The sequence below is a fragment of the Rhizobium sp. 1399 genome, from assembly GCF_031455475.1.
Lineage (GTDB): Bacteria > Pseudomonadota > Alphaproteobacteria > Rhizobiales > Rhizobiaceae > Rhizobium.
Genome location: NZ_JAVDSU010000007.1, coordinates 342,532 through 352,884 on the forward strand (window position 1 = coordinate 342,532; position 10,353 = coordinate 352,884).

12 protein-coding genes are annotated in these 10,353 nt (G+C 58.7%); 5 read left to right on the forward strand and 7 right to left on the reverse strand.

All coding sequences use genetic code 11. The features are described 5' to 3' along the window. Positions 1-11: 11 nt before the first annotated feature. Complete coding sequence (locus tag J2X71_RS23145; RefSeq protein ID WP_310385441.1) at positions 12-941, reverse strand: sugar ABC transporter substrate-binding protein; 930 nt, start codon at positions 939-941, stop codon at positions 12-14. A gap of 384 nt (positions 942-1,325) precedes the next feature. On the opposite strand from J2X71_RS23145, the gene J2X71_RS23150 reads away from it, so the two are divergent. Then, complete coding sequence (locus J2X71_RS23150) at positions 1,326-1,829, forward strand: DUF1993 domain-containing protein (RefSeq protein ID WP_310385443.1); 504 nt, start codon at positions 1,326-1,328, stop codon at positions 1,827-1,829. 7 nt (positions 1,830-1,836) lie between these two features. Here J2X71_RS23150 and J2X71_RS23155 read toward each other — a convergent pair whose 3' ends face one another. The 3 genes from J2X71_RS23155 to J2X71_RS23165 form a co-directional block, all read right to left on the reverse strand. Continuing rightward, complete coding sequence (locus J2X71_RS23155) at positions 1,837-3,381, reverse strand: alkaline phosphatase family protein (protein ID WP_310385445.1); 1,545 nt, start codon at positions 3,379-3,381, stop codon at positions 1,837-1,839. After that, on the reverse strand, positions 3,359-4,342 hold the full coding sequence (gene galE / locus J2X71_RS23160) for a UDP-glucose 4-epimerase GalE (RefSeq protein ID WP_310385447.1): 984 nt from the start codon (positions 4,340-4,342) through the stop codon (positions 3,359-3,361). The genes J2X71_RS23155 and galE overlap by 23 nt, the downstream gene beginning before the upstream one ends. A 72-nt stretch (positions 4,343-4,414) precedes the next feature. Continuing rightward, on the reverse strand, positions 4,415-4,717 hold the full coding sequence (locus J2X71_RS23165; protein ID WP_310385449.1) for a hypothetical protein: 303 nt from the start codon (positions 4,715-4,717) through the stop codon (positions 4,415-4,417). Between J2X71_RS23165 and J2X71_RS23170 the strand changes: the two genes are divergently transcribed. Continuing rightward, positions 4,701-5,345, forward strand: a complete 645-nt coding sequence (locus tag J2X71_RS23170) for a ThuA domain-containing protein (protein ID WP_310385451.1) — start codon at positions 4,701-4,703, stop codon at positions 5,343-5,345. The two genes, J2X71_RS23165 and J2X71_RS23170, sit on opposite strands and share 17 nt — an antisense overlap. A 189-nt stretch (positions 5,346-5,534) precedes the next feature. On the opposite strand, the gene J2X71_RS23175 is transcribed toward J2X71_RS23170, so the two are convergent. Beyond that, positions 5,535-5,792, reverse strand: coding sequence for a DUF2934 domain-containing protein (locus tag J2X71_RS23175; protein ID WP_037102067.1), 258 nt, complete (start codon positions 5,790-5,792; stop codon positions 5,535-5,537). A 177-nt stretch (positions 5,793-5,969) separates the two neighbouring features. Beyond that, the gene (locus J2X71_RS23180) at positions 5,970-7,499 is read right to left on the reverse strand and encodes an MFS transporter (protein ID WP_310385455.1); all 1,530 of its coding nucleotides are present in this window, start codon (positions 7,497-7,499) and stop codon (positions 5,970-5,972) included. A gap of 163 nt (positions 7,500-7,662) precedes the next feature. Between J2X71_RS23180 and J2X71_RS23185 the strand changes: the two genes are divergently transcribed. The 3 genes from J2X71_RS23185 to J2X71_RS23195 all read left to right on the forward strand — a co-directional run bounded on the left by J2X71_RS23185 (position 7,663) and on the right by J2X71_RS23195 (position 9,877). Further along, positions 7,663-8,607, forward strand: coding sequence for a LysR family transcriptional regulator (locus J2X71_RS23185; protein WP_310385457.1), 945 nt, complete (start codon positions 7,663-7,665; stop codon positions 8,605-8,607). Positions 8,608-9,042: 435 nt separating this feature from the next. Then, positions 9,043-9,252 (forward strand): cold-shock protein, encoded by a 210-nt coding sequence (locus tag J2X71_RS23190; RefSeq protein ID WP_007824862.1) that lies wholly within the window; start codon positions 9,043-9,045, stop codon positions 9,250-9,252. 337 nt (positions 9,253-9,589) lie between these two features. Next, positions 9,590-9,877 (forward strand): hypothetical protein, encoded by a 288-nt coding sequence (locus J2X71_RS23195; RefSeq protein ID WP_037072484.1) that lies wholly within the window; start codon positions 9,590-9,592, stop codon positions 9,875-9,877. A gap of 184 nt (positions 9,878-10,061) precedes the next feature. Here J2X71_RS23195 and J2X71_RS23200 read toward each other — a convergent pair. After that, a partial coding sequence (locus tag J2X71_RS23200; RefSeq protein WP_310385482.1) for a hypothetical protein occupies positions 10,062-10,353 on the reverse strand: 292 nt, incomplete at its 5' end.

Here is a 10,353-nt window from a genome sequence, read left to right on the forward strand (position 1 = left end):
TGGCGTTTGCCTCAGTTCTTGGTGACGAAGTCCTTGACGTTGGCAGGCGTGACGAGCTGGAAGGGGATGTAGACCTTCTTGTCGGCCTTTTCGCCCTTGGCAATCTTGAGTGCCGTATCGAGCGCGCCCTTGCCCTGGCCGGCGGCATCCTGGAACACGGTGACGTCGAGGTCACCCGCCTGCATTGCAGCAAGCGCGTCCTGCGTGGCGTCAACGCCGCCGACGACGACCTTGCTCATATCCTTGCCGGCTGCCTTCAGCGCCTGGATGGCGCCGATCGCCATTTCATCGTTGTTGGAGATCACGGCGTCGAACTCTATGCCGCTGGAGAGCCAGTTGGTCATCAGGTCGGCGCCCTGGGTACGATCCCAGTTGGCCGTCTGCTCTTCCACGATCTCCAGTCCCTTGCATTCGTCCGTCTTGATAACGTCATGAACGTCCTGGGTCCGCATGCGCGCAGCCTGGTTGGAGAGTTCGCCCATGATGACGACGGCCTTGCCCTTGCCGCCGAGAATACGGCAGATTTCCTTGGTTTCCAGCGTGCCGGATTCCTGCTCGTTGGAAGCCACGAAAGCCTGCTTGTCCGGCAGCGTGTCGACGTTGACCGGCTGGCGGTTGACGTAAACCAGCGGAATGCCTGCATCAGCCGCAAGCTTCGACATCGCCGTCGTCGCATCGGTATCGACAGGGTTGACGATGATCGCATCGACCTTGGAGGCGATGAAATTCTGGATCTGGCTCTGTTGCTTGGAGACGTCGTTCTGCGCGTCTTCAACCTGCAGCGTGACCCCACTAAGCGTCTTTGCATAATCGGTCATGCCGTTGCGCAGAACGGTCAGGAAGTTGTCGTCGAATTTGGCCATCGAAACGCCGACGGTTTCTGCGTGTGCGGCCGTCGACAGAACGAGCGCCATCGCAGTTCCCAGGATGAATTTTTTCATTGCATTTCCTCCACAAAGCGGTGCCCGGCTGCACCCTCCTCACGCCGGGGCCCCAGACATCCGTCTGCAGACCTCAATCCCACGCCGCCTCTCCCGTGGCGGCTCCGTCAAAACGGAACAAACAAACCGTAAAATTTGTTTCGCGGAATATTCATTCCATTTTATCGAAACGACGTCAAGCCTCTTTGCCGATTTCGGCTTACGTTGCCGAATAGGCGTGCCTGCTGTGGCGAATTCTGCGTAATCGGCCTGTTGCAATCCGGCCATGATGGGCAGGGAACCGTCACAGGCGCTTATTGCGAAAGCTGTAGAGATCCCCATCTAGTCGGAGCCCCGAACAGCCTGCGCACACCGGCTGTTTTTAAAGATTTTGGAGACAGGACAATGTCCATTTCGATGTATCGCCTGACCGTGCCTATGTTCCAGCGCGGCATTGCCAGCCTGAAGACCTATCTCGACAAGGCGGAGGCCTATGCCGAGGAAAAGAAGATCGACCCGACCATCCTCGTAAACGCTCGCCTCGCCCCGGATATGCTGCCGCTTTCCGGCCAGTACCAGCGTGCCAGCGATAGCGCCAAGTTCGCGCTCGCCCGCCTGACGGCGACTGACGCGCCTAAATTCGAGGACAATGAAGCGACGATCGCCGACCTGCGCGAACGTATGGCCAAGACCGAAGGTTACCTTGCGAGCTTCACCGCCGAAGCTCTTGATGGTAGCGATGCGAAAGAAATCACAGTCCCGGGCCGCAATGGCTCCGTCGTTCCCGGCATCGAATATGTCGCCCTCTTCGCGCTGCCGAACTTCTATTTTCACGTGACGACGGCACACGCCATCCTGCGCAACCAGGGTGCGCCGGTCGGCAAGCGGGATTTCCTCGGAAACTTCTGATGTTTAATCAGGGCCGGTACATTACCGGCCCTTTTTCCGTCAGCTCGGTATAGGCAAGCGTCTGATCCAGATGCCGTGCCCTGAGCGACAGAAGCCGTTCGGCATAGTTGAGCCGCACCGAGGCATAGGCCGGATCATCGGCAAGATTGCGCAACTCCATCGGATCGTTGACGAGATCAAAGAGCAGCGCCGGCAATGCGGTGAAATGCACGTATTTGAATTGCTCGTCGCGGATGACGGCAAGATTCAGCTCGTTCGACCGAAGGCCGAAATGCCGCTCCGCCTCGCCATGGGCGATATCCCGGAAGTCGAATTCCCAGAAAGCCGCATCTCGCCAGCCCTGCGCCATGCCGCCATCGAGGAAAGGCGTAAGCGATCGCCCGTCTATGCCATTGGCGGGCCTGATACCGAGCAGATCGCAGATCGTAGGGAACACATCGGCAGCACTGGTGAAATTCTCGACGATACCGCCGGCGGAAGCCGCGCCAGGATAACGGATGACGAGCGGAATATGATAGCTACCGTCGAAATAGCCGCCTTTGCCGAGAGTCCAGTGATCACCCGCCATCTCGGCATGATCGGACGTGAAGACGACGATCGTATTGTCCCATTCGCCGACGTCCTTCAGTGCTTGCCAGATACGCCCGAGCTGGTCGTCTACCTCGGCAATCATCCCGTAGTAGATCGACCTGATGGCGTCGAAGTCGGCAGCGCTCAAATCGCTGAGCGGCCCTTCCGCCCCATGGATGAAACTGCCCTTGCCGGCACGCGGCATGACATAGGCGAGATAGGGATGGCCTTGCCGTTCAGTTTCGCGGCCTATCGCACGTGCAAAGGCCGGACCTTCGCCCGGCTTGAACATGCGGTTGAATGGCTCCGGCACAGAGAAGGGTGGATGCGGCCGCAGGAAGGAAATATGCGCGAACCACGGCGCATCCTGCTCACCCATCCAGCGGATGAGTTCCCCGGTCAGGAAAGCGGTCTGTGTCTCTTCGCGTGAATAGGCTGGCGCCGCATTCGAGATTTCCCCCGCTGCAGTGCCGACCGGAATATGGATATCACGGCTGACGGCATCAGCGCGGCCGCGCAAGCGTAGCCAGGAAAGCCATTGCCTCTCATGCTCGGGCAGGAGCTGGCGAACAGTGAAACCCGGCAGCACACCTTCATAGGTCGTCAGATGCGGATCATCGGCATCCATATCGCGCGGATCGGGCGCCGTGTCCGTGTAGCCGAACAGCGTCGGATCGTAACCCGCCCGTCTTGCCGCCAGCGCCAGATTGTCGAACCGCCGGTCGAGCGGCGAGCCGTTCCGGCAGACCCGGTGGTTCATCTGGTAGAGGCCGGTATAAAGTGTGGCGCGCGCCGGCGAACAGGGAGCAGCACCGGCATAATGGCGCCGGAAAAGCGTTCCCTCCTTCGCCAGGGCATCGACATTCGGCGTCCTGACGCAGGCGTGCCCTACAGCCGAGAGGCAATCGCCGCGCCATTGATCCGCAGTGATGACGAGAACGTTGGGCTTTCGCCGACGTTCAGTGGTGATTTGATCTCGCATGCCAGTTCCAGGCCGACTGAATGATCTGCGAGAGATCATACTGCGGCACCCAGCCCAGCACGTCCCGCGCCTTGTCGTTATTGGCGACCAGCGTGTGCGAATCGCCTTCGCGACGACCGATATACTCGACCGGGAAGGGCTTGTTGGAGACGTCCTCGATGGCGCCGAGCAATTCCTTCACAGTGGTACCGGTGCCCGTGCCGAGATTGAGCGCGACGGATTCGCCGCCATCCAGCAGATATTGGACGGCGCGCACATGCGCGTCGGCAAGATCGAGAACATGGATATAGTCGCGCACGCAGGTGCCGTCGCGCGTCTCGTAATCGCTGCCGAAAACCTTGAAGCCCTGGCGACGGCCCAGCGCCGCATCGATCGCCAGCGGGATCGCATGCGTTTCCGGCTGGTGCCATTCGCCGACCCGGCCTTCGAAATCGGCACCGGCGGCATTGAAGTAGCGCAGCACGACGGAGCGAAGGCTCTTGTACTGGTCGTAATCGGCAAGCGCTTGCTCGACGATATATTTGGTACGGCCATAGGGATTGATCGGCACCTGACGGTGCGTCTCATCGAGCGGCACGCTCTGCGGCAGACCATAGGTCGCGCAGGTGGAGGAGAAGACGAAAGCATTGATGCCGGTGGCCTGCGCTGCCGACAGCAGCGTCAGCGTGCCGATGACGTTGTTCTCATAGAAGGAGACCGGATCCTTGACCGATTCGCCGACTTCGATCAGCGCCGCGAAATGCAGGATCGCCGACGGCTTGTGCTTTGCCAGCACCTCATCGAGCCGGGCGCGATCGCGAATATCACCCTCTTCCGCCGGTCCCCATTTGACGAATTCGCGATGGCCGTTGGAAAAATTATCGAAGACGACGGGCTTGTAACCCTTATTCGCCAAATCGAGACACGTATGCGAGCCAATATACCCAGCGCCGCCGACGACGAGTACCGTTTCACCTGCCATACATCTCACCTTTTGCAAGCCACAGATGCGCGGACCTTAGCCAAGTTACACGTCAGGAAAAAGTTATCTCGGTTACATATCTGCAAAAATAAGAAGATTAGAGATGGCTTTCATACGGAAATGCGCCTTTCGGCGGAGCGATTGGCTTGCCGGCCACATGGAAACCGGCTGCGTCCCGAGTGTGCCGACAGCGGCTTTCGCATCGGAGACATTCGTTATATCGCTAGCGACGTCGGCAGTGAACGCCCCCGTCTCGGCGCTTTCACGGTCGAAGAGATCGGGCGACATCTGGCCGACGAACCGTTGCGCTATAATGTTGCCGTCGAAAGCCTGCTTATTCAGGCCTAGAGGAGGAAATATGAAAAAGGCGATCATCGTCTGGGGCGGCTGGCTGGGCCACGAGCCGGAGCCCTGCGCCAATATCGTCGGCGAATTGCTGCGTGAAGATGGCTTTGCAGTCGAAATCACCAATGATCTCGGCATATTCGGCTCGCAGCTTCTCGCCAGGGCCGATCTGCTGGTGCCGATCATTACCGGCGAGAAGCTGGAAAAGCCGCATGCGGATGCCCTGGTCGAAGCCGTTCGCGGTGGCCTCGGCCTCGGCGGCCATCACGGCTGCCTTGCCACCTCCTTCAAGGAAAGTGCCCCCTTCCGCTACGTCTCCGGCGTCACCTGGGTTGCCCATCCCGGCAATGTCATTGACTTCCGGGTTGCCGTAACGCGGCAGGACGATCCGTTAATGGAGGGCATTCCAGACTTCGACTACCGCTCGGAGCAGTATTATCTGCACTATGATCCCTCGGTCGAAATCCTCGCTACCACGACCTTCACCGGCCAGTACGATCCTGCCGCGCGCAATATCGCGATGCCCGTCGTCTTCAAGCGACATTTCGGCGAGGGCCGCATCTTCTATTCCGCACTTGGCCATGTCGCCGCTGAATTCAGTCACCCCTACATGCCCCTCATTCTCCGGCGCGGTCTCAGTTGGGCCGCTCGCCAGTAATCGGGGGCAGGATCGGAAGGAGCTGCGATGCTCGGTTGGGGGCTTCGATGAACATACAGAACCGAGGACCGTTCAGGCCATGATTGCGAACAAGCCCGCCTGACAATGAAAAAGCCGCCGGCGCGACGGCCAGCAGCCTTTAGCATTCAGTATATAAAAGCGCCTCTGCGACGCCGGCCTCAGCCGAGCCTAGCGGCCGGCCGCCTTGCGCCGGCTGCTCTCACTATCCTGCGCCTCAGCCTCGTCATAAGCGCGCATCAGGCGCCCGGCTGCCTTCAGCTTTTCGATGAGATCGCTCCCATCGGCAGAGGCCTTGGTGGCTTCAAGCTGTTCGAATTCCCTGTGCGCCTGCGCCCAGTGGCTTTCGCCCCGACCATGCGGCCGGCCTTCCTCTTCCCAGATGGCATATGCCCGCTGGCTGACCCAATCATCCCGATTACGACTCATTGAAAAACCCCAGCCAATAAATACGCACACGCAATGCCAATGAGAATAAAAGTGCCAGCCGGGACTTTAGGAGTCGTTACTGCGGGATGTAATTTTGCAGGATAAATTGCTTCGAAAAGAGTAGTTTTTCAGTAGCTATAGTTAAAAGGGCGGAAACGTTCATCCGCCCTCATATATTCACACAGCGATAGACTCTTCAGCCGCCTCCCCGGCTTCGCCGGTAACTCGTCCCATGAAGGTGAAAATGACGATTGCCGTCAGAATGGTAATGCCGGTCAGAAGCCACAGAAGCAGGCCGAAGGCACTATTATAGGCACGGATGAGTTCCAGTTCTCCCATGCCGGAAAGAGCCTGGCCCGCACCGTTGAGATCCCCCGTCACCAGTCGCTGTGCCGCCACTGTCGCTTCATGGCTTGTTCCAAGATAGGACTGCGTCAGTGCGGAGAGGACCGCACTCACGATAGCGAGTGCCACCCCTTCGCCGGCAACGCGGGTCGTACTGAAGATCCCGGTTGCCATGCCGGCACGCTCCTTCGGCACGACACTGACGGCAAGTCCGTCCATGAGACCCCAGGGCAGGCTGATGCCGATACCGATCGTCAGCAGCGGTGCGATCAGCGCCACATGGTCCGAACCGACGGGAATATGCGCGAGCCAGAAGAGACCGGCAGCCGAAATGACGAGACCGACGCTGCAGATCGTTGCTGCCGGCAACCACCGGGTCAGCAGCCCGGCCGCGATCGGCAGGATGAGAAGCGGACCGGAAAGCGCGATCATCATCTGTCCGGCGGCGACCGCGCTCAAACGCTCGACACCGACGAAGCGCACCGGCAGCAGGATCAGCAGGACGACGAAAGCATAAGCGGGAGCAGCCGCCAGAAGCTGCACACCGACAAAGCGAGGGTAGCGGAAAAGCGTCAGATCAAGCATCGGCCGCTTTACGAGATGCTCAATGAAGCAGAAGAGGGCCATCAGCAGCGCCGAGCCAAGAATGAGCCCAAGCGTGAGAGCATCGCCCCAGCCGCTTTCCGGCACCCGCAGCACGCCATAAGTAAAGAGCGACAGGGCGAGCGTGAAGCTGATAGCGCCCGGCCAGTCGAGCCCCCTTGCCTCGGGGTCGCGGGTTTCCGTCAGGAATACCGCCCCGAAAACGAAAGCGATGATAGCGAGGCCAACCACGAGTGCGAAAATCGCTCGCCACCCGAAGGCCTCGATCATCATGCCCGACGCCATCGGTCCGAACGCCAGGCCAATACCGAAACTTGCACCGACGAGACTGAAGGCGCGCATGCGTTCCTTTCCGTCAAACTCCTGTGCCAGCGATGCCATTCCGCCGGAAAAGGCCGCGGCCGAGCCGAAACCCTGAAGCGCGCGAAGGCTGTCGAACCAGATAATGTCAGGCGAAAAAGCAAGCCCGCCGGCAAACAGGATGAAGGCGGCAAGGCCACACAGGAAGATGCGTTTGCGGCCATAGCTGTCTGCCAGCGCGCCGGCCGCCATCAATGTGCTGCCGAATGTCAGCATGAAGGCATTGGTGACCCAATTATGGGCAATAGGGCTGCCGCCAAGTTCGGTACTGATCGCCGGCAGGGCCACCGCGGGACCAGTGAATGTGAGCGGCATAGCCGCGGCCGCAGAGCAGACGGCGATCAAGACGAAGATTTTCTCCGCGATACTTGTAGGTTTGGACTTGTGGGGAACAGTCATCTGATATCCGCTGGTTCGAGGGTGGGACGCGCTTGGGAGGGGCGCGGGGCGCTGAAACGCCTGGACTTCGATTGCGAAAAGCAGCATAAATTGAGGATAATTCTTCGATAACCTATGGTTTGTTCCGCGTATAAAGGAAGAAACCGCTCGAATGGACCTGCATATGGACCAACCTCTGGGTGGCCTCACGGCATTTGTCAGAACGGCGGATCTCGGAAGTTTCGTCGCCGCCGGGCGTGCTCTCGGCCTTTCCGCCTCCGCTGTCGGCAAGGCTGTGACCGCGCTTGAACAACAGCTCGGCGTCCGCCTGTTCCAGCGCTCGACACGAAGCTTGCGGCTGACGGAAGAAGGCCGCCTGTTCCACGAGCGTTGCCGGCGTATCCTTGATGACCTGGAAGACGCCCAGGCCTCGCTCGCTCAGGCTGTCGCGACCCCTCGGGGACGGCTGCGCGTCAGCGTGCCGCTTGTCAGCTACCATCTGATCCTGCCGATCCTGCCGGAATTTGTGAACCTCTACCCGGAGGTCGAACTGGATCTCGACTTCAACGACCGGATTGTCGACCTGATCGAAGAAGGCGTCGATGTTGCAATCCGCAGTGGAACCTTGCCCGATTCAAGACTGATGTCGCGTGCGCTGCGCCCGTTTCAACTCTTGCTATGCGCCGCGCCTGCCTATCTGGAAAAACACGGAACACCCGATTGCCCTCGTGATCTCGAAGGCCATCGGAGCGTCCGGTTCCGATTTCCCAATTCCGGAAAGCTGCAGCCCTGGCCGCTCAGCCTCACAGCGGACCATCCGGAAATCAGAACCCGTACCGTTCTGACCTGCAACAACATGGAGGCGCTACGCGGCGCTACCGTCAGCGGCATGGGGATCGGCTGCATGCCGGATTTCCTCGCGCGCGACCCGCTAGCCGACGGCAGGCTACGCACCGTGCTGGACGCCCATATAGACGCCCCTGCCCAGTTCCATCTCCTCTGGCCATCCAACCGGCACCTCTCGCCCAAGGTCCGCGTCCTCGTCGATTTCCTCAGCGAAAAACTATTCTCAGACCGCTGTGAGATTCGCATGGAAGAAGAGCGACGATCACAGCCCTTGAAGCCCTGAAAATTGCACCACTGCAGATGATTGCATCGGAGAAGGCTGCGGGCCGGCATTGATTCCGATCGAGGCGAAAAACGCCATCGTCAACGAGACCTTTGGGGAATGCGCAGACGACGTCACCGAAACAATGAAGCCACAGTTCGGAAACGCAAAGCATGTCGCGCACCCGCGAACGCAAAATCGATACCCGGAGCCTATTACAGTGTGATTCAGATCAACGACGCAGAAATACATCCCTTAGTAGCAAATCCCAAACTTTGAGGAACAAAGGTTGACGCGATAACCCATTATGGATATAGAACGCCATCGATACTTTGTTTGCCGTTATTTGCTTTTGCTGCGCTTTGCGCTTCTTGATCAACTTTCCCTCTCAAAAGTCGAAACAACCGCCGTGCGTCGCCCGGCGGCAGATTAATCGTTGCTATGAAAGGGTTTGTTATGACCACCGGCACAGTTAAATGGTTCAACGCCACCAAGGGCTTCGGCTTCATTCAGCCTGACGACGGCAGTGCGGACGTCTTCGTTCACATCTCCGCAGTCGAGCGCGCCGGCATGGGCTCGATCGTTGAAGGTCAGAAGCTTGGCTATCAACTTGAGCAGGACCAAAGGTCCGGCAAAATGTCCGCAGGCCAGCTTCAGGCCGCTTAAGGCTTAACTCCCCATGACCACGGATGTACTGGCATGGTGATGAAGGCATAGAAGGCCAGGCGGATGTCTGGCCTTTTTCGTTGGGTATTGAACTGCCACCGATCCGCAATCTGCCCATGCCGAAGAGCTGCTACCGCCGGCTTTCAACCGTATCGGGTCGAAATCGCAGATGCCGGTCGCAAACCCGCTGCCAGGCCTGCCATGTCCGTGCTGCGCGCGGCGATAAAAGGCGACTGCAGAGAATGTCACAGACCCGCATTTCAAAACGATTACACCATTCAAGGACCGAACTTTGACTACAACCGAAAAAAGCACCAAAGACACCGCGCCGGCGCCACTGGTCTCGCTGACGCCGACCCAGATCAGGGGTTTAAAGCTCGCCAAGGACGGTGACCTGTTTGCCCAGGACGGCAACAAATGGACCCATCTGAACGCCACCGTCACCTATGCCAGGACCGACCGTTTCAAGGAGCGGCCGATCAAGGTGAAATTCCTGACAACGACCACGTTGAACGAATTGCGAGACTACGGCTTTCTGCAGAGCCTGGACGCAGATGCGACCCCGGAAACCTCCGCGCAGGGCATTACCATGGCAGGCAAAATGTGGCTCCTGAAGAATAAATGATCGCTGGGTAGAACGGATATTGTGAGCGCTGGAGGTTTGATCTGTGACATCGGCAGGTTTCGCATGCTGTTTCGACGCGGCCGACCTCAGGCTGAAACAAGCATTGTGAAAAGCCTTTAGTTATCAGCGACATAGTGGCGCCACATCACCGCCCGTTAAAGCACTGACTCGTAAGCATATCCCACTAGCCGATCACGTTCTGCGAACTGAAATCGACCTTATTGGCAGAATTGAGATCAGGGTAAGCAACAGGTATCACGCCGTCCGCGCTGAAAAAGCATTTTTCATAAGGGTTATGAATGCCCGACCCGAGAGATAGGTGACGTTTCGTACCGGAGACATGGGTAACACTTTTCGCTTTTTGCGGGAGGTGTTGATGCTGTGGAGAGAGACTTCGGTGATGGAGGAACGTCTTCGATTTGTCGCCCGGCTGCTTGAGGGCGAAGGCATGAGCGATGTGTGCCGGGAGTTCGGCA